Origin of the sequence: Ornithinimicrobium sp. (genome assembly GCF_030537745.1) — a bacterium.
Classification (GTDB): domain Bacteria; phylum Actinomycetota; class Actinomycetes; order Actinomycetales; family Dermatophilaceae; genus Ornithinicoccus.
Genome location: NZ_JAUNVI010000014.1, coordinates 20,609 through 42,450, shown reverse-complemented (window position 1 = coordinate 42,450; position 21,842 = coordinate 20,609). Strand labels below are relative to the sequence as shown.

At 68.9% G+C, this 21,842-nt stretch carries 19 protein-coding genes; 1 reads left to right on the top strand and 18 read right to left on the bottom strand.

Going from position 1 to position 21,842, the window contains the following annotated elements; all coding sequences use genetic code 11:
- Positions 1-15: 15 nt before the first annotated feature.
- The 10 genes from pyrF to efp form a co-directional block, all read right to left on the bottom strand.
- A complete protein-coding gene (gene pyrF, locus Q4P07_RS05030; RefSeq protein WP_303373804.1) occupies positions 16-855 on the bottom strand; it encodes an orotidine-5'-phosphate decarboxylase in 840 nt (279 codons plus the stop codon).
- Complete coding sequence (locus Q4P07_RS05025) at positions 852-1,712, bottom strand: hypothetical protein (RefSeq protein WP_303373803.1); 861 nt, start codon at positions 1,710-1,712, stop codon at positions 852-854. Before Q4P07_RS05025 ends, pyrF begins: the two co-directional genes overlap by 4 nt.
- Positions 1,709-2,506 carry a hypothetical protein gene (locus tag Q4P07_RS05020; RefSeq protein ID WP_303373802.1) on the bottom strand — a complete coding sequence of 266 codons (798 nt, stop codon included), beginning with the start codon at positions 2,504-2,506 and terminating at the stop codon, positions 1,709-1,711. Before Q4P07_RS05020 ends, Q4P07_RS05025 begins: the two co-directional genes overlap by 4 nt.
- On the bottom strand, positions 2,503-5,892 hold the full coding sequence (carB, locus tag Q4P07_RS05015) for a carbamoyl-phosphate synthase large subunit (protein ID WP_303373801.1): 3,390 nt from the start codon (positions 5,890-5,892) through the stop codon (positions 2,503-2,505). Before carB ends, Q4P07_RS05020 begins: the two co-directional genes overlap by 4 nt.
- Positions 5,879-7,066 (bottom strand): glutamine-hydrolyzing carbamoyl-phosphate synthase small subunit, encoded by a 1,188-nt coding sequence (gene carA, locus Q4P07_RS05010; RefSeq protein WP_303373800.1) that lies wholly within the window; start codon positions 7,064-7,066, stop codon positions 5,879-5,881. Before carA ends, carB begins: the two co-directional genes overlap by 14 nt.
- On the bottom strand, positions 7,063-8,397 hold the full coding sequence (locus Q4P07_RS05005) for a dihydroorotase (protein WP_303373799.1): 1,335 nt from the start codon (positions 8,395-8,397) through the stop codon (positions 7,063-7,065). Before Q4P07_RS05005 ends, carA begins: the two co-directional genes overlap by 4 nt.
- On the bottom strand, positions 8,394-9,326 hold the full coding sequence (locus Q4P07_RS05000) for an aspartate carbamoyltransferase catalytic subunit (protein WP_303373798.1): 933 nt from the start codon (positions 9,324-9,326) through the stop codon (positions 8,394-8,396). Before Q4P07_RS05000 ends, Q4P07_RS05005 begins: the two co-directional genes overlap by 4 nt.
- Entirely contained in the window at positions 9,323-9,964 is a 642-nt protein-coding gene (gene pyrR, locus Q4P07_RS04995) for a bifunctional pyr operon transcriptional regulator/uracil phosphoribosyltransferase PyrR (protein ID WP_303373797.1), read from the bottom strand. The genes Q4P07_RS05000 and pyrR overlap by 4 nt, the downstream gene beginning before the upstream one ends.
- Positions 9,965-10,064: 100 nt before the next feature.
- Positions 10,065-10,478 (bottom strand): transcription antitermination factor NusB, encoded by a 414-nt coding sequence (nusB, locus tag Q4P07_RS04990; RefSeq protein ID WP_303373796.1) that lies wholly within the window; start codon positions 10,476-10,478, stop codon positions 10,065-10,067.
- Position 10,479: 1 nt separating this feature from the next.
- Positions 10,480-11,040 carry an elongation factor P gene (gene efp, locus Q4P07_RS04985; protein ID WP_303373795.1) on the bottom strand — a complete coding sequence of 187 codons (561 nt, stop codon included), beginning with the start codon at positions 11,038-11,040 and terminating at the stop codon, positions 10,480-10,482.
- A 126-nt stretch (positions 11,041-11,166) separates the two neighbouring features.
- Here efp and Q4P07_RS04980 point away from each other — a divergent pair, with 126 nt between their 5' ends.
- Positions 11,167-12,744, top strand: coding sequence for an FMN-binding glutamate synthase family protein (locus Q4P07_RS04980; protein WP_303373794.1), 1,578 nt, complete (start codon positions 11,167-11,169; stop codon positions 12,742-12,744).
- Here Q4P07_RS04980 and aroB read toward each other — a convergent pair.
- The 8 genes from aroB to alaS all read right to left on the bottom strand — a co-directional run bounded on the left by aroB (position 12,726) and on the right by alaS (position 21,782).
- The gene (gene aroB, locus Q4P07_RS04975; RefSeq protein ID WP_303373793.1) at positions 12,726-13,808 is read right to left on the bottom strand and encodes a 3-dehydroquinate synthase; all 1,083 of its coding nucleotides are present in this window, start codon (positions 13,806-13,808) and stop codon (positions 12,726-12,728) included. The genes Q4P07_RS04980 and aroB overlap by 19 nt on opposite strands.
- Entirely contained in the window at positions 13,805-14,323 is a 519-nt protein-coding gene (locus Q4P07_RS04970) for a shikimate kinase (RefSeq protein WP_303373792.1), read from the bottom strand. Before Q4P07_RS04970 ends, aroB begins: the two co-directional genes overlap by 4 nt.
- On the bottom strand, positions 14,320-15,585 hold the full coding sequence (aroC, locus tag Q4P07_RS04965) for a chorismate synthase (protein WP_303373791.1): 1,266 nt from the start codon (positions 15,583-15,585) through the stop codon (positions 14,320-14,322). Before aroC ends, Q4P07_RS04970 begins: the two co-directional genes overlap by 4 nt.
- Positions 15,586-15,676: 91 nt before the next feature.
- Positions 15,677-16,399, bottom strand: a complete 723-nt coding sequence (locus Q4P07_RS04960; protein WP_303373790.1) for a prepilin peptidase — start codon at positions 16,397-16,399, stop codon at positions 15,677-15,679.
- Complete coding sequence (locus tag Q4P07_RS04955) at positions 16,396-17,304, bottom strand: shikimate dehydrogenase (protein ID WP_303373789.1); 909 nt, start codon at positions 17,302-17,304, stop codon at positions 16,396-16,398. The genes Q4P07_RS04960 and Q4P07_RS04955 overlap by 4 nt, the downstream gene beginning before the upstream one ends.
- Positions 17,298-18,542 (bottom strand): endolytic transglycosylase MltG, encoded by a 1,245-nt coding sequence (gene mltG / locus Q4P07_RS04950; RefSeq protein WP_303373788.1) that lies wholly within the window; start codon positions 18,540-18,542, stop codon positions 17,298-17,300. Before mltG ends, Q4P07_RS04955 begins: the two co-directional genes overlap by 7 nt.
- Positions 18,526-19,083, bottom strand: coding sequence for a Holliday junction resolvase RuvX (ruvX, locus tag Q4P07_RS04945; RefSeq protein WP_303373787.1), 558 nt, complete (start codon positions 19,081-19,083; stop codon positions 18,526-18,528). Before ruvX ends, mltG begins: the two co-directional genes overlap by 17 nt.
- Positions 19,084-19,088: 5 nt before the next feature.
- Entirely contained in the window at positions 19,089-21,782 is a 2,694-nt protein-coding gene (gene alaS / locus Q4P07_RS04940; RefSeq protein WP_303373786.1) for an alanine--tRNA ligase, read from the bottom strand.
- Positions 21,783-21,842 lie beyond the last annotated feature (60 nt).

Sequence of the window (21,842 nt, the reverse complement as noted above, 5' to 3'; positions counted from 1 at the left end):
CTGCGCATTCTCCCCTCACGGATGGAGTGCGGAGCGCAGCTGTTCGGTCCAGCACCGGGCGCTGGCCGTCAACGCCTTCGGAGCTGGACCGGCCCGAAGCACGCCTCGACTGAGGGGCACGAGCACCCGCTCGGTCAGGCCGGCGAAGTGTCGTGCCACGTCGGTGGGACTGGCGCCCTGAGCCCCGACCCCGGGTGCCAGGATCGGTGCCCCGGACGCGGCCAGGTCGATGCCGAGCTCGGTCGGCATCCTGGGCAGGGTAGCTCCCACCACGAGACCCACGTCACCGCACGGCATCATCCCCGCGTTGTCCCTGCTGACCGCGTCGATCACGCGGGCAGCGACGCTCGGCTCCCCCACCAGTTGCACCTCGGCACCCTCCGGGTTGGAAGTCAGCCCAAGGATCCAGACTCCCCGCCCCGAGGCCCGGGCCAGGTCCACGGCCGGCCGCAGCGAGCCGTAACCGAGGTAGGGGCTCAGCGTGATGGAGTCGGCAGCCAACGGGCTACGAGCGCAGAGGTAGGCCTCGGCGTAGGCGCTCATCGTCGACCCGATGTCTCCCCGCTTGACGTCGAGCACGGTGAGCACGCCGCGTTCCCGGCACGTGGCCAGGACCGACTCCATCACCGCGACCCCCGCAGACCCGTGACGCTCGTAGAACGCGGCCTGGGGCTTGACCGCGGCACACCATCCGGTGACGGCGTCGAGGACCGTATGGCTGAACGTCCTCACCCCCTCGGCGGTGTCGGGCAGTCCCCAGTCGGACAACAGCTGGGCGTGCGGATCTAGCCCCACGCACAGCGGACCGTAGGTCTGGATCGCGGCAACGAGGCGGGCTCCGAAGTGGGCGGTCATGGGTTCCTCCTGGGCAGGGGCGGGTAGGTGCTGGTGCAGCGAGCCAGCTCGGCGCGCACGGCGTCGCGGATCGTCCAGAGCACGCCTGGGTCGGCCCAGAGCGCGGTCCCCAACTGCACGCCGGCGGCCCCGTCCCGCACTGCGGCGACGGCCGAGCTGGGGCTGTGCACGCCACCGGAGGCGACCAGCGGCGCGCCGGGCCAGCGTTGCTCTGACTCGGCCTGCATGAGAGCGCGCACGCCCGCCCGGCACAGGGCAGCGGTGGCAGGCCCCGACCACCATCGTCCGGGCCCGAGCCGGACCTGCCCGCACACGACGATCGCGGTCGCACCGCCGGCGACCGCTGCCCGGGCCCTGCCCACGAGGTCGGAATCCACCCCCTGCACTGCCAGACGTGCCAGGAGTCGCTGCCCGCGCGGCGCCGCCTCCCGCACCCGCGCCATGCTCTTGAGCACCACCTGGTCGTCCGCTGTGCGCAGGTCGACCTCCACCGCAGTTACCACGTCAGCCTCCACACTGCGCCGGGCATGCTCGACGACCGCGGCAAGGTCCCCGGTGCTGGCACCGCGGATCGACAGGCAGGCGCTCAGACCCCGGGAGGAGATCCAGCGGAGCGCGTCCTGCGCGCTGGTGAGCGAGACGGATTCGACATCCTGGTGCTCGACCCCGCCGACCCCGAGCCCATGCACGATCGGCCGGCCGGTCCTGGAGCGCTGGGCCCCTACCTCGATCGGGCCCACGACCAGCGGCACGCCATGCAGATCACCGAAGCGGGCTAGCGCAGGAAGGTCGGTCACGGCCCCCGGCGCGAGCCAGATGGCTGGCAGCGGTGCCGGTCGGGACCCGGTCAGGCTCACGGCATACTTCCGAGGAGCCAGTCGCCGGGGATGACCGGTCCCTCCAGGCACGCCCGGAGCACCATGCTCGAACGGCCGTCGTGGACGTCCAGGTCGCAGGCACCGCACAGCCCAGTGCCGCACACGACCGGCTGGTCGAGGTCGAGGGCGGCCACCCGCACGGCCAGTCCGCGCGCCACGCCGGCCCTGGCGATCTCGCGCAGGATCGTGACCGGTGCGCCTGCGTAGACCACCGCAGGATCGATGTCCGGGTCGTCCAGCATCCGCTCCAGCGAGGCGCTCAGGTCCTCTGGCAGGGTCAGGACCACGGTCCGGGCATGACGACGCAGGTGCACGAGGTCGACGTGAAGTTGCGGGTCGGAGGAGCCGAGCAGGACGTGGACCGTGCAGCCGCGAGCACGCAGGATCTCTACCAGCCAGTGCAAGGGCACAGCGCCACCCTCGTGCCCCACCAACAGCACGGGCACCTGCTGGGAGGGCGGGGCGAACCCACGCCCGAGCGGACCGAGGAGGCGGATCCGTTCTCCTGGCTCCGTGGCCCGCTCTAACGGCAGCATCAGCTCGATGCTGGCCCCGTGGATGGGGTCGACGTGGGACCCGGCCAGCCAGTGCACCTCCGGCAGCACTCGTCCGAAGGTAGGGTCGCGCGGGAGCACCACGAGCTGGCCGGGGCGGCCCCGCTCCCACGCGTCGTCGTCGGGGACGGACAGGGTCACGACGTCAAGGTTGCCAGCAGGACGCACTGTGGTGACGACGGCCTCGACCGCCGCCAGGTGCGCTGCTGGGCCGCTCACCGGGTGAGGCTGCCGCTGGCGTCGCGCCCGTAGAGATCAAGGGCCGCCGCGTGCTCTTGGAGCGAGGCGACCTGCAAGGGCCCGGCCTGCAAGGCCTCGATCCCGAGCACTGCGACGGAGAGCTGCTGCACGGTGGTGATGATCGGTTTGTCGAGGCTGGTCGTGGCTGCCCGAATGGCGTAGCCGTCGACCCGCGCGTCCCGGCCGGACGGGGTGTTGATGACCATGTCGATCTCACCGCTGGTGATCCGGTCGATGATGGTGGGCTGGTCGCCATTGGGTCCCCGACCAGCGCTGTGCTTGCGCACCACCTCTGCGCGGATGCCGTTGCGGTGCAGCACATCTGCGGTGCCTTCCGTCGCCACCACAGTGAAGCCGAGGTCCACTAGCCGCTTGACCGGGAAGATCATGGACCGCTTGTCCCGGTTGGCTACCGACACGAAGACCGTGCCTCCTGTGGGCAGGCTGGAGCCGGCGCGCAGCTGACTCTTGGCGAACGCGGCGCCGAAGCCGGCGTCGATGCCCATCACCTCACCGGTGGAACGCATCTCCGGACCCAGGATCGAGTCGATGGCCTGACCGGTCTGGGTCCGGAACCGGCGGAACGGCAGGATCGCCTCTTTGACCGCGAACGCCGCGTCCGCGGGCATGCTCCCACCGTCGATCTGTGCGGGCAACATCCCTTCTTCACGCAGCTCGGCGATCGAGGTCCCGAGCATGACTCTGGCGGCTGCCTGCGCGATCGGCACTCCGGTCGCCTTGGCGACGAACGGGACGGTCCGGCTGGCCCGGGGGTTGGCCTCCAGGACGTAGAGGACGTCCTGGGCCAGCGCGAACTGCACGTTCATCACCCCCCGCACGCCGATCGCCTCGGCGAGCTTGAGCGTGGCGGCCCGCACCTGCTCTAACTCGTTGCGGCCCAGGGTGAACGGCGGCAGGACGCAGGAGGAGTCTCCGGAGTGGATCCCGGCCTCCTCGATGTGCTCCATGATGCCGCCCAGATAAAGGTCGGTCCCGTCATACAGGGCGTCCACGTCGATCTCGACCGCGGTGTCCAGGAACCGGTCGACGAGCACGGGGTGATCCGGGGCGTTCTTGGTCGCGCGGCCGACGTAGCCGGCGAGCGTGTCGTCGTCGTAGACGATCTCCATCCCCCGCCCGCCGAGCACGTAGGAGGGTCGGACCAGGACCGGGTAGCCGATCTCGTGGGCGACGTCCAGGGCCTCCTCCACCGTGTAGGCCGTGCCGTGACGAGGAGCCACCAGCCCCGCCTCGTCCAGCACGCGGCCGAACGCGCCGCGGTCCTCAGCCAGGTCGATCGCTTCGGGCGAGGTGCCCACGATCGGCACACCCTCGGCCTTGAGTGCCGCCGCCAGGCCCAGCGGCGTCTGCCCGCCCAATTGCACGATGACCCCTGCCAGTGGACCGGCCTGCCGCTCGGCATACACCACCTCGAGCACGTCCTCCAGGGTGAGCGGCTCGAAGTAGAGACGGCTGGAGGTGTCGTAGTCGGTGGAGACCGTCTCGGGGTTGCAGTTGACCATCACCGTGTCGAACCCGGCGTCGCGCAGGGCCATCGAGGCGTGCACGCAGGAGTAGTCGAACTCGATGCCCTGGCCGATCCGGTTGGGTCCGGAGCCGAGGATGATGACCGCCGGGCGCTCGCGCGGAGCGACCTCGGTCTCTTCGTCGTAGGTGGAGTAGTGGTAGGGCGTCAGCGCTTCGAACTCACCCGCGCAGGTGTCGACGGTCTTGTAGACCGGGCGCACGCCGAGCGCGTGCCGCACCCCTCGCACGACCGGCTCCACGAGCCCTGTGATCTCCGCGATCTGAGCGTCGGAGAAGCCGTGCCTCTTGGCCAGGCGCAGCAGCTCGGGGGTCAGCCTGCCGCCGGTGGCCGCGCGGGCCTGGTCCCGCAGTTGCCCGGCGATCTGGTTGATGAGCTCGATCTGGTCGAGGAACCACGGGTCGATCCCGGTGGCTTCGTGCGCTTCTTCGACCGAGCATCCACCGCGCAGAGCCTGCTGCACCAGCACCAGGCGGCCGTCGGTCGGGGTCCGGGCCTGCTCCAACAGAGCCTTGGCCATGCCCGCCGTCGGCTCCTCCTCGATCCGCCAGTGGAAGGAGCTGTGCCTGCGCTCGACAGATCGCAACGCCTTCTGCAGAGCCTCGGTGAAGTTGCGGCCCAGGGCCATCGCTTCACCGACCGACTTCATCGTGGTGGTCAACGTCGGGTCCGCCAGCGGAAACTTCTCGAACGCGAAGCGAGGCACCTTGACTACCACGTAGTCGAGCGTCGGCTCGAAGGCCGCGGAGTAGAAGCCCTCGGCGGCGTGCCCGGGCTTGGGGCGCACCTTGAGCCGACTGGTGATGTCGTTGGGGACCTCGTCCAGGGTGTAGCCGAGCGCCATCTTGGCGGCGATCTTGGCGATCGGGAAGCCGGTGGCCTTGGAGGCGAGGGCGGAGGAGCGTGAGACGCGCGGGTTCATCTCGATGACGATGACCCGACCGTCCGCCGGGTTGACCGCAAACTGGATGTTGCAGCCGCCCGTTTCCACGCCTACCTCGCGAATGACCGCGATGCCGATGTCGCGCAACTGCTGAAACTCACGGTCGGTCAGTGTCATCGCGGGCGCCACGGTGATCGAGTCGCCGGTGTGCACGCCCATCGGGTCCAGGTTCTCGATCGAGCACACCACCACGACGTTGTCGGCGTGGTCCCGCATGATCTCCAGCTCGTACTCCTTCCAGCCGATGATCGACTCCTCCAGGAGCACCTCGGTGGTCGGACTGTCCTGAAGACCTGCACCGGCGATCCTGCGCAGCGAGTCCTCGTCGTAGCCGAAGCCGGACCCGAGACCACCCATCGTGAAAGAGGGGCGGACCACGACCGGATAACCGAGTTCGTCGGCCGCTGCCAGCACTTCCTCCATCGTGTGGCAGATGAGCGAGCGCGCACTCTCGGCACCACACTTGTCCACCACCCCCTTGAAGAGCTGTCGGTCCTCGCCGAGCTGGATCGCACGGACGTCCGCGCCGATCAGCGGACAGTTGTAGCGTTCCAGGACCCCCGCATCGTGCAGCGCCACCGCGGTGTTCAGCGCGGTCTGTCCACCGAGGGTGGCCAGGACAGCGTCCGGGCGTTCCTTGGCGATGATGGCCTCGACGATCTCCGGGGTGATGGGCTCGATATAGGTCGCGTCGGCCACCCCGGGGTCGGTCATGATCGTGGCCGGGTTGGAGTTGACCAGGATGACGCGCACGCCCTCCTCCCGGAGCACCCGGCAGGCCTGGGTGCCGGAGTAGTCGAACTCGGCCGCCTGGCCGATGACGATCGGCCCCGAGCCGATGACGAGGACGCTCTTGATGTCGTCACGCTTGGGCACGGGTGCCCCTTTCGTCCTGATACTGGGTGAGGCGGTCGATGAACCTGTCGAACAGGTAGGCGGCGTCGTGCGGACCCGCAGCTGCCTCGGGGTGGTACTGCACGCTGAACGCGGGCACATCCTGGCACTCCAGGCCCTCGACCACGTCGTCGTTGAGCGCGACGTGGGAGCAGGCAACGCGACCGTATGGCGTGTCGACGGCCTGATCGGTGGGCGTCCCATCGGGCCAGGCGATCGCGAACCCATGGTTGTGGCTGGTCACCTCGACCTTGCCGGTCGTGCGGTCCAGCACCGGCTGGTTGATCCCGCGATGCCCGAAGACCAGCTTGTAGGTGTCCAGCCCGAGGGCGCGCCCGAGCAGCTGGTTGCCGAAGCAGATGCCGAAGAAGGGGATCCGGGCCTCGAGGACGTGGCGGAGCAGGTCCACCTCGTGCTCGGCGCTGGCCGGATCGCCCGGCCCGTTGGAGTAGAAGACCCCGTCCGGGGAGAGCGCCTGGATCGCCTCGAAGGTGGTGTGGGACGGGAGGACGTGCACCTCGATCCCACGAGCCGCCAACAGCGTCGGAGTCATCCCTTTCACCCCAAGATCCAGGGCAGCGACCCGGAACGTGGCCGGTTGCCCCTCGGGCGGCGACACGATATACGCCTCGGTGGTGGAGACCTCGGCGGCGAGTGCGGCGCCGGTCATCAGGGGCGCCGAGGTGACCCTGGCGAGCAACTCCTGCTCGGTCGCGGTAGCAGCAGCACCGGAGAAGATCCCGACGCGCATGGCGCCGCGGTCACGCAGGTGACGGGTCAGGGCGCGGGTGTCGATGCCGCTGATGCCGACCACACCTGCCTCGTCGAGGGCGTCGCCCAGATCACCCTGGGAGCGCCAGTTGGACGGGCGCAGCGCTGGATCGCGGACGACCACCCCGGCCGCCCAGAAGCGTTGGCTCTCCATGTCGACGCTGTTGACGCCCGTGTTGCCGATATGCGGCGCGGTCATCACGATGACCTGACGGTGATAGGAGGGGTCGGTGAAGGTTTCCTGGTAGCCGGTCATCGCGGTGGCGAAGACGGCCTCGCCGACGGTCTGGCCGACCGCGCCGTAAGACTGGCCGCGGAAGGTGCGGCCGTCCTCCAGGACGAGCACCGCGACGGCGGGTGCCTTCCTGTCGAGTGACTCGCTCATGACGGCACTTCCTCTCCCCACACCAGACCCTCGCGGGCGGTGACGCGGCCCCGCAGGATGGTCATGTGGACGGCCCCGGTGAGCTGGCGCCCGTGCCAGGGGTTGTTGCGGGACATCGACTTGGACAGGGATGCATCGACGGTGACGGGTCGGGTCGGGTCGACGAGCGTGAGGTTAGCCGGGGCGCCCATCGTGATGCCCTGGCCCTGCGTGGTGAGCCGGGCGATCTGTGCGGGTGCCGTCGACATGGTGCGCGCGACGTCAGCCCAGCTCATCCGCCCGGGACTGACCATGGTGGTGGCGACCGCAGCGAGCGCGGTCTCCAGGCCGAGCATGCCGAAGGCGGCCTCCACGAATGCGTGCTCCTTGTCCTGGCGGACGTGGGGGGCATGGTCGGTCGCGACGATGTCGATGGTCCCATCGGCCAGCGCCTCCTGCAGCACCTGGGCGTCCTCGGTGGGCCGCAGCGGCGGGTTCACCTTGTAGACGGGGTCGTAGCCGGCCAGCAGGTCCTGCGTGAGCATCAGGTGGTGCGGCGTGACCTCGGCCGTGACGTCGATGCCCTGCGCCTTGGCCCAGCGGATCACCTCGACGCTGCCCGCGGTGGAGACGTGCGCCACGTGGACACGTGAACCCGTGTGACGCGCCAGCATGACGTCGCGCGCGACGATGACTTCCTCGGCGACGGTGGGCCAGCCGGGCAGGCCGAGACGGCCCGACAGCTCGCCCTCGTGACAGCAGGCGGTGCCGTCTGCGAGGCGCGGATCCTGGCTGTGTTGAGAGATGACACCGTCGAAGATCCGCACATACTCCAGCGCGCGCCGCATCAGCCGGGCGTCGTGGATGCACCGGCCGTCGTCGGAGAAGACGCGGACCCGAGCGCGGGAGCGCGCCATCAGCCCGAGCTCGGCGAGCTCTTCCCCACGCAGCCCTTTGGTGACGGCTCCGACGGGGTGGACATCGACATACCCGGCCCGCACACCGAGGTCGAGGACGCGTTCGGCGACCTCTGCGTTATCCGTGGTCGGGTCCGTGTTGGCCATCGCGAAGACGGCCGTGAAGCCACCGGCCGCGGCGGCCTGTGAACCAGTGGAGACGGTCTCGGCGTCCTCGCGTCCGGGCTCGCGCAGGTGGGTATGGAGATCGACGAACCCCGGGAGCAGGACCAGACCGTCGCCCTCCACCTTCTGGTGACGCGTCGGTGCCTGCGTCACGGCATCGGGGCCGATGGCCGCGATGTGGCCGTCCACGATGAGGACGTCCGCGACTCCTTGGCCGAGGATGTCAGCGCCCTCGACGAGGAGGTCGGGCTGGGTGGGAGTCTGGCTCATGTGGCGCTGCCTTCCCCGGCGAGGAGGTGATAGAGGATGGACATCCGGACCGCCACGCCGGCAGAGACCTGGTCGAGGATGCGCGATCGCACCGCGTCGGCCGCGTCCGCGGAGATCTCCAGGCCGCGGTTCATCGGGCCTGGGTGGGTGATGACGGCGTGGTCGGGGAGGAGATCGAGGCGCCGTGGTGAGAGGCCGTAGGTCACGGCATACTCCCGCGCCGTCGGGAAGTAGCCGCCGGCCATCCGCTCCCGTTGCACGCGCAGCATCATGACCACGTCGACCGTGGGCAGCACCGCGTCGAGGTCGTGGGAGGTCGCGAAGCCGTCCCTCTCCGACCAGCTGGCGATGCCGCTCGGCATGAGCGTGGGTGGCGCCACGAGCGTGATGCGGGCCCCCAGCTTGCGCAGGCAGAGCAGGTTGGAGCGGAGCACGCGGGAGTGCGTCAGATCTCCGACGATGGCGACATGTCGACCCTGCAGGTCCCCGAACTCGCGGCGGAGGGTGTAGGCATCCAGCAGCGCCTGGGACGGGTGCTCGTGGGTGCCGTCACCGGCGTTGACGATCGAGCAGTTGACCCACTCCGCAACCTGCTTCGGGGCACCGCTGGCGGGGTGGCGGATGACGATCAGGTCGACGCCCATCGCGTCCACGGTCAGCACGGTGTCGCGCAGACTCTCCCCCTTGGACAGCGAGCTGCCCTTGCCGGAAAGGTTGATCGTGTCCGCGCTCATCCACTTGCCCGCCAGCTCGAAACTGCTGCGAGTGCGGGTGGAGTCCTCGAAGAAGAAGTTGATGATGGTCCGGCCACGCAGCGTCGGAAGCTTCTTGACGTCACGGTGCTGGACGTCCTGCATCGAGACCGCGGTGTCCAGGATGGAGTCGATCTCCTCGCGGGAGAGGTCCTCGATAGAGAGCAGGTGCTTCATGGGGTGACTCCCGTGGGCGTGGGGGCCGGTCCAGCGATCCAGACACCGTCCGCGCCATCGGCTTCCTTCAGCCGCACCATGACGCGCTCAGCATGGGAGGTCGGCAGGTTCTTGCCGACATAGTCCGCACGGATCGGCAGCTCGCGATGGCCGCGGTCGACCAGGACCGCGAGCCGAACCACGCGCGGGCGACCCAGGTCAGCGATCGAGTCGAGGGCGGCGCGCACCGTGCGGCCGGAGTAGAGGACGTCGTCGACCAGGACCACCGATTGGCCGTCGATCCCGCCCTCAGGAAGGCGGGTGGTCTCCATGGCACGGGTGGGCTGACGGCGCAGATCGTCGCGATACATCGTGATGTCGAGCGTCCCGACCGGGATCTGTGTGCCTTCGACCTCCTGCAGCGCCGTCGCCAGACGCCTGCCAAGGTGCGCCCCACGCGTCGGGATGCCGAGAAGAACGAGTCCCTCTGCCCCCTTGTTGGCCTCGAGGATCTCGTGGGCGATCCGCCGCACCGCTCGGTTGATGTCAGCACCGGTCAGGACCTCCCGTCCCTGCGGGACGGCAACTGCCGATCCGCCCGGCGACGCCTCCTCACGGGACCCCGGTCCCGGTAGCGCCGTGTCTTGGGCAGGACTCATCGCCCTCTCCTTCCCCGCCTCGCAGGACGGTGGTTAAAGGAATTGCACTCGGTGTCCTCACCATACTCCCCGCCGGGAGTCCCGAGATCTCCTGGGCGGGTCAGGCCAGGGTCGGTTTGATGTCGACAACCCGCGCGAGGAGACCATTGACGAATTTTGGTGAGTCGTCCGTCGACATCGCCTGGACCAGCGAGACCGCCTCGGAGATCGCCACCACGTCGGGGACGTCGTCGTTCCAGACGATCTCCCAGGTCCCGATCCGGAGCGCGGCACGGTCGACCGCTGCCATGCGCTCCAGCGACCATCCCTGCGAGTAGGTTGTCAGGGTTTCGTTGATGGCGCTCCAGTGCTCGAGCACCCCACGGACCAGCTCCACGGCATAGGCCGGCAACGGGTGCTGGGTCGTCGGAACGGCGATCCGCTCCTCCAGCAGGGAGCCCACGTTGACTCCCCGTTGCTCGGCCTCGAACAGCAGCTCCAGGGCGCGCTTGCGCGCCTTGGTGCGTGCTGCCATGTCAGTTCACGCGACCAAGATAGGAGCCGTCGCGGGTGTCGACCTTGACCTTGGTCCCGGCCTCGAGGAAGAGCGGCACCTGGATGTCTGCACCGGTCTCCAGGGTCGCCGGCTTGGTCCCGCCGGTGGAGCGGTCACCCTGCAGCCCAGGCTCCGTGTGGGTGATCTCCAGGACCACCGAGGCGGGCAGCTCGACATAGAGGACCTGGCCAGCGTGCTGCGCGATCAGGGCGCGACCGTTCTCCAGCAGATACTTGGCCGCATCGCCCATCGTCTCCGGCGTCACCGGGATCTGCTCGTAGGTCTTCTCGTCCATGAAGATGTAGTCGGTGCCGTCGTTGTAGAGGTACTGGAAGTCAGACCGGTCGACGGTGGCCGTCTCGACCTTGGTGCCGGCGTTGAAGGTCTTGTCAATGATCTTGCCCGAGGTGACATTCTTCAGCTTGGTCCGCACGAAGGCTGGCCCCTTGCCCGGCTTGACGTGCTGGAATTCCAGCACCTGCCACAGGCCGTTGTCCATGTTGAGGACCAGGCCGTTCTTGAGGTCGTTCGTCGTTGCCACTGCTTCTCGTTTCGTCTCAGGTATGGCGTACTCGCGGGTTGGGCGCGCAGGCGCGGCCGCAAACCTGCACGAGTCTACCGTCGCACTTCCCACGCAACCGCATCGTGCTGCGGCATGGTGGGGTTCATGAAGTGGAAAGCAGCCCTTGCCGTCCCCGCCGTCGCCGTGGCTGCCGTGGCTGCCAGAGACCTCCTTCAGAAGCAGCACGCGGTCCTGCGCAACTTCCCGGTGATCGGTCACCTGCGTTATCTGCTGGAGCAGGTCGGACCCGAGCTGCGGCAGTACATCGTGACGGACAACGACTCCGAGCGACCGTTCAGCCGTGACCAGCGCCGATGGGTCTATGCCAGCAGCAAGCAGGAGAACCCCTACTTCGGGTTCGGCACCGACAACGACGTCGAGCGGGCCGAGGGCTACGCGATCCTCAAGCACGCCACCTTCGCCGAAGTGGTGCCTACCGAGGCCCCCCACCAGCGCGACGACCTGCCCGTCCCGTGCGCAAAAGTACTGGGAGCCGCTCGTGGCAGACGGCATGCCTTCCGACCCGACAGCCTGATCAATGTGTCCGCGATGAGCTACGGCTCGCTGTCCAGCGCCGCTGTCGAGGCGCTCAACCGCGGTGCGCAGCTGGCGGGTGCGCTCCACAACACCGGCGAAGGCGGCCTGTCCACCCACCACCGCCACGGCGGTGAGCTCATCTTCCAGATCGGCACCGCCTACTTCGGGTGCCGGGACGAGGAGGGCCGTTTTGACCTGCACCGACTCAAGGACCTCGTCGCCTCCGCTCCCGTCAAAGCCATCGAGATCAAGCTGTCTCAGGGAGCCAAACCCGGACTCGGCGGCCTGCTGCCCCAAGCCAAGATCTCCGATGAGATCGCCGAGATCCGCGGCATCCGGCAGGACCGAGACTGCATCTCGCCCAGCCGTCACGCCGAGTTCAACGACGTCGACTCGATGCTGGACTTCGTCGAGCTCATCGCCTCGGAGACCGGCCTGCCTGTCGGGATCAAGTCCGCGGTCGGCGACTCCGCGTCCTGGGTCGAGCTCGCTGAGCAGATGACGAGCTCGGGCCGTGGCGTCGACTACATCTCCATCGACGGTGGCGAGGGCGGCACCGGTGCTGCACCGTTGACCTTCAGCGACTCCGTCTCACTGCCCTTCCGCCTCGCCTTTCCGCGTGTGTACTCCGAGTTCGCCAAACGCGGCATCACCGACCGGGTCGTCTTCATGGGGGCCGGAAAGCTCGGGATCCCGAGCAACGCGGCCGTCGCGTTCGGGCTCGGCGTCGACCTGGTCTACGTCGCACGGGAGGCGATGCTCGCCATCGGCTGCATCCAGGCCCAACGCTGCCATACCGACCGCTGCCCGACAGGTGTCGCGACCCAGAATCCCTGGCTTGTCCGCGGCCTCGACCCAGACTCTAAGTCAGTGCGCTGCGCCAACTACCTCAACGCCTGGCGTCGGGAGATGGTGAAGCTGTCGGAGGCGTGTGGGGTCGTGCACCCCGGCCTGCTCTCCACCGAGCACATCGAAATCCTGCTCGGCAACCGGCACGCCACGCCTTTGTGGGAGGCGTTCGGCTACGAGCGCGGGTGGGGTATGCCGTCGCGCGAGCAGCAGGACAGCATCGCGATGTTGATGGCCCCAGCGCCGCGAGGTGGCTCGGCGCAGCCCTCACCGACCGCTCAGCGCAGCGCGAAGTAAGCAGCCTCCAGGAGTTCCTCTTGCGGCTCGGCCAACCACGTCGGGCTGGCCAACCCGTCCAGGACCACCAGGCGCAGCACGCTGCCCCGCGCCTTCTTGTCCCGGCCCATCGCGGCCCGCAGCTGGTCCCAGCGGTCTGGCCGGTAGGTCGTCGGCAGACCCACGGACGCCAGCACGGACCGGTGCCGGTCGAGCAGAGCCTGGTCGATCAGGCCGCAGCGGTGTGCCACCTCGGCCACGAAGACCATGCCGACCGCGACCGCATCACCGTGGCGCCAGGTGTAGTCCTCGACCTGCTCGATCGCGTGCGCGAAGGTGTGGCCGTAGTTGAGGATCGCTCGCAGCGAGGCCTCTTTGAGATCAGCAGTGACGACGTCGGCCTTGACCTGCACGGCTCGCGCGATCAGCTCGGAGGCGAGCCCAGGATCGGCCACCGGGTCACCGGCGTCGATCGGAGCTGCCTCGACCAGGTCGAGGATCACCGGATCGGCTATCAGGCCGCACTTGATCACTTCGGCTAGCCCGGAGACATAGTCAGGACGTCTCATCGAGCTCAACCAGGCCGGGTCGCACAGGACGACGCGAGGGGGGTAGAAAGCCCCCACGAGATTCTTGCCCTGCGGTGTATTGATGCCGGTCTTGCCACCGACGGCCGCGTCGACGACGCCCAGCAAGGAGGTCGGCATCATCACCGAGTCGACCCCCCGCAGCCAGGTTGCCGCGAGGAAGCCGGCCAGATCGGTCGTCGCTCCCCCACCGATCCCGAGGATCAGGTCGTCGCGGGTGAAACCTTCCTCGCCGAGCCGCTCCCACAACGCGTTGAGCACGTGCACCGTCTTGGCCGCCTCGGCGTCCGGCACCCGCACCACCATCGGCCGGGCACCCTCCTCCGCCAGGACAACGGCCGCTTCTTTGGCCAGGCCTTCCCGACCGGGCTGATGCACCACCAGCACGCGTCGCCCGTCACGGGCGTGCTCCCTGAGCCGGTCGAGGACGCCTGGCCCCACGTGCACGTCATACCCGGCCGGTCCTCCCACCACGATGGTGCGCCCCACCGACCTCATGAGAGTGCTCCCTCCCCCAGTCTTGCCATGACGTCATCGACGATCTCATCGGGCGCGCGGCCTGCCGTGTCGACCACGAAGGTGGACAGTCCCTCATAGGTCGGGCGGCGGGCGTTCATCAGCCGGGTCCAGCTCGCACGCGGGTTGACCAGCAGGAGCGGCCTGGAGGCGTCGAAGCCGACGCGCCTGGAGGCGTCGGCGATCGAGACGTCTAGGAAGACCACGCGGTCATCTCCGCCACGCAGCGCTTGCGCGATCTCCTCCTGCATCACGGCGCCTCCACCGAGGGAAAGGACTCCCCCGGCGGCGCCCAGGGCACGCAGGGTCTCCTCGCGCTCCAGCGCCCGGAAGGCGACTTCACCGTCCTGGACGAAGATGTCGGGGATCGTGCGGCCGGTACGGGACTCGATGACGGCATCGATGTCGAGATGGTCGACCCCGAGGCGCCGCGCCAGGAGAGCCCCGACCGTGGTCTTGCCAGACCCTGGGGGCCCGATCAGGACGATCGCGTTCATGCCTGGTCACCGTGGGTCGCTGGCGTGCGAAGGTGCTGCCCGACGCTCGCGAGGTAGGCCGCGTGGTTGCGCGCGGTCTCCGCCACGGAGTCTCCCCCGAACTTTTCCAGGACGGCGTCCGCGAGGACCAGCGCCACCATCGCCTCGGCGACCACGCCAGCGGCCGGGACAGCACAGACGTCGGAGCGCTGGTGGATCGCGGTCGTGGCCTCCCCCGTGACGGTATCGATGGTGCGCAGCGCACGGGGCACCGTCGAGATCGGCTTCATCGCTGCGCGGACGCGCAGCACTTCCCCGGTGCTCATGCCCCCCTCCGTGCCGCCGCTACGCAGCGTCGTGCGGCGCACCAGGCCCTGCTCGTCGGACACCAGCTCATCATGCGCCGCACTGCCCCGACGCGCGGCGGTCCGGAAGCCCTCACCGACCTCGACGCCCTTGATCGCCTGAATGCTCATCAAGGCTCCAGCGAGGCGGGAGTCGAGTCGGCGGTCCCAGTGCACGTGCGAGCCGAGCCCCGGCGGCAGCCCGTAGGCGAGCACCTCGACGACCCCGCCCAGGGTGTCGCCGTCCGCGCGCGCGGCGTCAACCTCGGCGACCATCGCGGTGGAGAGCTCGGCGTCGAGGGTGCGGACCGGGTCCGCGTCGACGCGATCCACATCCTCGGCGGTGGGCAGCCCGGTCGGGAGCGGGGCGTCCACGTCCAGCTCGGGCCAGCCGGCTGCGCCGATGCTCACCGTGTGCGAGACGAGACGGACGCCGACACTCTGCTCGAGGAACGCGGCGGCTACGGCTCCGAGCGCGACGCGGGCAGCGGTCTCTCTCGCGGAGGCCCGCTCCAGGACGGGTCGTGCCTCGTCGAAGCCGTACTTGGTCATCCCCACCAGGTCGGCGTGGCCGGGGCGCGGCCGGGTCAACGGCTTGTTGCGGGCCAGCTCCTGCGGGGCCCCGACGTCATCGGCGCGGTGCAGCGCCTCATCCGCGACCGGCTCCGGACTCATCACCGCCTCCCACTTGGACCACTCCGAGTTCTGGATCTGCATCGCCAGGGGCGACCCCAGACTCACGCCGTGCCGCATACCTCCCAGGAACAGCAACTGGTCGGCCTCGAACGACATGCGGGCCCCCCGCCCATAGCCGAGCCGGCGCCGTGCGAGAGCGCCTTCCACGGCCGAGCGCTCGATCTTCACCCCCGCGGGCAAACCCTCGATCACGGCGGTCAGGGCAGGACCGTGCGACTCCCCAGCGGTCAACCAACGCAGCATGGGCAGATTCTCCCACGCGGTATGTCGAGCACGCTCCGGTGCCTGCCAGTGCCACTCACGATCGTGGCTGAGCGGCCGGCGCGTCGGCCGCTCAGAAGATGCTGGCGAAGATGCCAGGCGCAGCGAGGAGCCCGATGAGTGCCCCCACCATCATGGGTGGGCCGAAGGCGAAGTGGCCCTCCCACTTGACCCGTCGTCCGACCAGCAGCGCCACGGCGACGACACCGCCGACGAGGAAGCCGGCGTAGATCCCCATCACTGCCTCGGACCAGCCGAACCAGCCCAGCGCAGCGCCGAGGACGACGGCGAGTTTCACGTCTCCCAGGCCCAACGCCAAGGAGCCCCGGGCCAGGGACAGGAGAGCAAGCAGCAGGTAGAACGCTCCGGCCGCGACACCGGCCAGCATCCCGCGCAGCCAGGGGTCAAGACCGCCACCGACGAGGGCAGCAAGCGTGATGCCACCAGCGAGGAACCCCATGGTCGGCCACATGATCCGGTCCGGGAGGCGGTGCACGTCCATGTCCATCGCGGCCAGGCAGATGCAGGAGAGCGTGACCAGCAGGAGCGTCGCGGTGAGGACCGCCGCGACCCACGCTGAGGGCACCGCGTCGTCCTGGACGAACCAGATCCGATCGATGACGAGGCCGGACACCAGCCCGAGGGCCGGCGGCACCCACCAGCGTCGGCCCGGCGAGGGCTCATCTACCTCGTCCGGTTTGCGATAGGTCGTCAGCGCCAGCCAGCGCGCGACCGGGATCCCCATCACCGCGACGACACAGCCGACCAGGATCGGGACCCAGACCGGTGCCGTCACCGCGTCTGGTCCTGCGGCGCCAGAGCGGCTCTCATTGCCTCCACCGGCCCATCATGCCCGGTCATGAGTCGCACCTGGCGTGCGGCTTGGCGCAGCAGCATCTCTGTCCCCTTCATGACCAGAGGCGCGCTCGGGCCCAGCCCCCGCACGGCCAGGGCGAAGGGGCTGGGCCAGGGTGCATAGGCGACGTCCATCACGATCGGCGGTCCTCCTCCCACCAACACCATTGCCGGTGCCGGGGCCGTGGCCGGCAGCGTAGAGACGATCACGTCGCTGGCGTCGCGACCGATGGTGACGGGCCGCTCACCCAGCCGCTGGACCGTGCACAGGAAATCGAGACGCTCGGCGAGCTCCTGGGTCTGCGGACGCAATCCGTCCCGGACCACGATCGTGGCCTCGCGCACCCCGAGCCCGCGCAGGGCGACCAGCGCGGACCGCGCCGTTGCTCCGCCGCCGATCACGGTGGCTCGCACAGGAGCCAGCAGTCCACACGTCTGCAGGGCAGCGGTCAGCCCCTCGACATCGGTGTTGTGCGCCGTCCATCCCCCGCCCGTGCGCACCAAGGTGTTTGCCGAGCCCGTGAGGCGGGCGCTCTCGCTGGCTTGCTCGGACAGGGCGAGTGCCTCTTCCTTGCCCGGCATCGTGACGGAGAGCCCTGCCCACTCCGGGCCGAGCGTGTCGACCCAGCTCCGCAGCGCTCCGCTGGGGATCTCGACCGCCTCATAGGTCCAACCGATCAGGCCGAGGGCTGCATAGGCGGCGCGGTGCAGGACCGGTGAGAGAGAGTGCCCGATGGGCCAACCAGTGACCGCAGCCCGGCGCCACCGGGCGGAGTCCCCCCGCGCGGGCGTGGTCTCCTGACCGGTAGACGTGCTGACCTCGCCGTGGTCGCGACCGCTCAGCACTGGCCGGGGTTATCCGCGCACCACTGGGTGAACTCAGCGACGTTGACCTGATGCTCTGCGAACGTGTCAGCAAACTTGGTCTCGCCGGTGCTGGGGTTGACCGTGACGAAATAGAGCCAGCTGCCCTCTGCAGGGTTGAGCACCGCCTTGATGGCCTGCTCGCCGGGGCTGTTGATGGGGCCTGGAGGGAGGCCGGGGTGCAGGTAGGTGTTGTAGGGGCTGTCGTTGGCGCGCTGCTCCTCCGTGGTGCCGGCACGGCCGCGCTCCTGGTAGATGAAGTGGACGGTGGAGTCCATCTGCATCATCCCGTTGGTCTCCGAGTTGCCCTCGATGCGGTTGTCCATCACGCGGGCAATCTTGGGCATGTCGTCAGCAAACATGCCCTCGCCCTGCACGATGCTCGCCTTGGTCAGCACTTCGCGGAGGTCGCCGTCGGAGATTCCCAGGTCGGCGTAGGTGCTCTTACCGAGGGCGATCATCGCGGTGAGCTGCTCCGCCGGGGTCGCATCGGGTCCGAACTCATAGGTGCTAGGGAACAGGAAGCCCTCAAGCTCACCGTTGGCTGCCTCGGGCAGGCCCAACGTCTCCGGATCGACCGCCTCGTAGTCCTTGACCTCGTGGCCGGTGCCCTCGGCAAGCAGCGCAAACGTCTCCGAGACCCAGAGGCCCTCGCGGATCGTGACCCCGTTGATCTCCCGGTAGTTGCCGTCCAGGAGCCTGGCCAGGGCCGCTTCGGAGCTCATCTGACTGGCCATCCGATAGGTCCCTGGCTGGATCCCGGAGGAACGAGGATCGGCCTGCAGAGCCGCCGTGAAGGCTCCGGCGGAACCGATCACGTCCTGCTCGAGGAGGATCTCGGCGATCTGGCCACCGGCGGCCCCTTCGGGGATCTCGACGGTCACCTCACCCGTGCCAGACCCTTCGTAGTCGGAAGGGGCGTCCTGCCCGAACGACACGGAAGGGATCAGATCCTTGAGGGAGCCGAAGGCGTAGACGGACGCGGTCAAGACCACTGCCACCGCGGCCAGCAGAGCGATGACCTTCAAGAAGGGGTTGCGACGCTTGCGTCGTCGCGGACGGAACATCCCTGCTTCCGACTCCGGCGCCAGCACGTCGTCGGCGAGGGACTCGTCGTGCTCGGTGACCCGGCGCAGCCCCAGGACGTCGTCGTCGAAGGCAGCGGACTCAGACCGGCCCCGCACTCCGTGCTCGTCCCAGTCCTCAGGAGGAAGACTCATGCGTGTCAGTCCTAACATCCGGTCGGACCTTGGGGGTCCGGGGCTTGCGCCGCTTCAGGGGAACACCGGCTGGGCGACCGGCGCGTCGGGCATCGAGGGCTGCCTGGAGGATAAGCACGGCGGCCGCCTGGTCGACGACGCCACGCTGCTCGCGGCCGGCAACACCACTGGACCGGAGGACGCGGTGCGCGTCCACGGTCGTGAGGCGTTCGTCCCACAGGCGCACCGGCACCTCCACGCGCCGCTGCAAGGCCATAGCGTAGTGGCGCGCGCGTTCGGCGGCCACCCCCTCGGCCCCGGACAACCCGCGCGGCAGGCCGACGACGACGCCCACGGCCGCTCGGTGACCGATCTCGGCCGCGATCTGGTCTAGGTCGCTCTCCCCCTCGTGGTCCCGTCTCAGCGTGGCCACCGGGTGCGCGAGCAGCCCGATGGCATCGCTGGCGGCGAGGCCGACCCGGGCCTCCCCCACGTCGACGCCGAGCAGCACCCCGACCGGTGGCCGGGCAGGTGCAGCACATGGACCCTCGTCAGTGGACACGGACCTCAGACCCGCAGGGCGTCCTCGACCGCCCCGAGGGCGGACGCGGTCGCCGTGGGGTCCTGCCCACCGCCCTGGGCGAGATCATCCTTGCCGCCGCCACCTCCGCCGAGGGCCTGGGCCGCGACCTTGACCAACTGGCCGGCCTTGACCCCGCGACCCCGCGCGGCCTCGTTGGTCGCGACCACGATCTGGGGACGGCCACCGGCCACACCGGTGAGGGCGACCACGGCGGGGCCGTCGTTGCCGAGGCGCGAGCGCAGGTCGAGGACGAGCGTGCGCAACTCATCTCCGCTGGCACCCTCACCCAGGTCATGGCCCAGGAACCGGATGCCCGAGACGTCCTTGGCCGACGACACCAGGCCGGAGGCTGCCGCGAGCGCCTGCTTGGCCTTGGCCCTGGCGATCTCCCGCTCGGCGTCCTTGAGCTTGCTCATCAGTTGGCTGATGCGGTCAGGCAGCTGCTCCGGACGCACCTTGAGGGTGTCGGTGAGCTGGTTGACGATGATGTTCTCGCGCGCGAGGTGCTGGTAGGCGTCCGCGCCGACCAGCGCCTCGACCCGGCGGACGCCGGACCCGATCGACGCCTCGCCCATGATCTTGACCAAGGACAACTGCGCAGAGTTGAGCACGTGGGTCCCACCGCACAGCTCCAGGCTCCAGGGACCGCCCACGGAGACCACCCGGACAACCTCCGGGTAGCGCTCACCGAACAGCGCCATGGCACCCATCTCCCTGGCTTCCTCCAAGGACATCTGGGTCGCGCTGACCTGCAGGTCATCCATCAACCGTTGGTTGATGCGTGCCTCGACGGCGACCAGTTCATCAGGTGAGAGTCCACGGTTGGCCTTGAAGTCAAAGCGCAGGCGTCCGGGCGCATTCTCCGAGCCGGCCTGGGTGGCAGTGTCGCCGAGAGTCTCGCGCAGCACCTTGTGCACCAGGTGGGTCGCGGTGTGCGCGCGGGAGACCGAGGCCCGACGCAGCGTGTCGATCTGCGTCTCGGCCCCCTCTCCGATGGCGACCTCGCCCTCGAGCAGCCGGCCGTGATGTACAACCAACCCGGGCAACGGCCTCTGCACGTCGGTGACCTCCACAACTGCGCCACCGGCGAGCCGGATCGTGCCGTGATCCGCGAGCTGCCCACCGGCCTCGGCGTAGAACGGGGTTCGTTCGAGCACCAGCTCGACCTCGGCCCCGCCGCCATCCTTATCCACCGAGGTGGCGGTCAAGCGGTCGAGCTCACGCCCGCCGGAGAGCACACCGACGACCTTCGACTCCCCCGACATCTGCTCATAACCGGTGAACTCCACCTGGTGGCCGAGGCGGTCCGCCAGGGCACGGTATGCGGTGGTGCCACCGTGGCCATGCTTCTTCGTCTTGGCGTCTGCCTTGGCCCGGTCCCGCTGCTCGGTCATGAGCGCGCGGAAGCCGTCCTCGTCGACGGACAACCCCTGCTCGGACGCCATCTCCAGGGTGAGGTCGATCGGGAAACCGTAGGTGTCGTGCAGGGCAAAGGCCTGCGAGCCGGACAGCACGGTGGAACCGGCCGTCTTGGCCTTGGTGACGGCGGTGTCCAGGATCGTCGTCCCGCTGGTCAGGGTGCGCCGGAAGGCTTCCTCCTCGGCGTAAGCAGTCTCGCTGATCCGCGCCCAGTCCTGCTCGAGGTTTGGGTAGGAGGACCTCATCACGTCCTTGCTCACCGGGAGGAGCTCGGGAAGGGACGGGTCCTGGACGCCGAGCAGCCGCATCGAGCGCACCGCGCGGCGCAGGAGGCGGCGGAGCACATAGCCACGCCCCTCGTTGCCGGGAGTCACGCCGTCACCCATCAGCATGAGGCCGGAGCGCACGTGGTCGGCGATCACGCGGAAACGCACATCGTCCTCGTGATCCGCGCCGTACGAACGGCCGCAGATCTCTTCGGCGCGGCTGATCACGGGGTAGACCTCGTCGATCTCGTAAAGGTTGTCCACGCCCTGCAGCAGGTAGGCGACGCGCTCCAGACCCATGCCGGTGTCGATGCTCTTCTTCTCCAGCTCACCGGAGATGTCGAAGTCCACCTTGCTGCGGACCTCGGAGAGCTCTTCCTGCATGAAGACCAGGTTCCAGATCTCCAGGAACCTGTCCTCATCGACGATGGGGCCGCCATCGGGGCCATGCTCAGAACCGCGGTCGACGTAGATCTCGCTGCACGGGCCACCTGGGCCGGCGACACCCATGTGCCAGTAGTTGTCGGCCAGTCCGCGACGCTGGATGCGTTCTTGGGGCAGCCCGGCGACCCGGTGCCACAGGTCCGCCGCTTCGTCGTCGCCGTCGAGCACCGTGACCCAGATCGAGTCGGGCTCGAAGCCGAGGAAGCCGTCCCCCTGGGAGCCGGTGATGAGCTCCCAGGCGTAGGAGATGGCCCCCTCCTTGAAGTAGTCGCCGAAAGAGAAGTTGCCGTTCATCTGGAAGAAGGTGCCGTGGCGGGTGGTCTTTCCGACCTCCTCGATGTCGAGGGTGCGCACGCACTTCTGCACGCTCGTGGCGCGCGGCCACGGCGGCGTCTCCTGCCCGAGGAAGTAAGGCTTGAACTGCACCATGCCGGCGTTGACGAACAGCAGGTTGGGGTCGTTGTAGACCAAAGGCGCGCTTGGCACGACCGCGTGGCCCTTGCTCTCGAAGAACGACAGCCAGCGGCGACGAATCTCGGCGGTTTCCATGGTCTCCTCAGTCGGATACAAACAGACTGATCCACTCTACCGGCCCGGCTCGCGCACTCC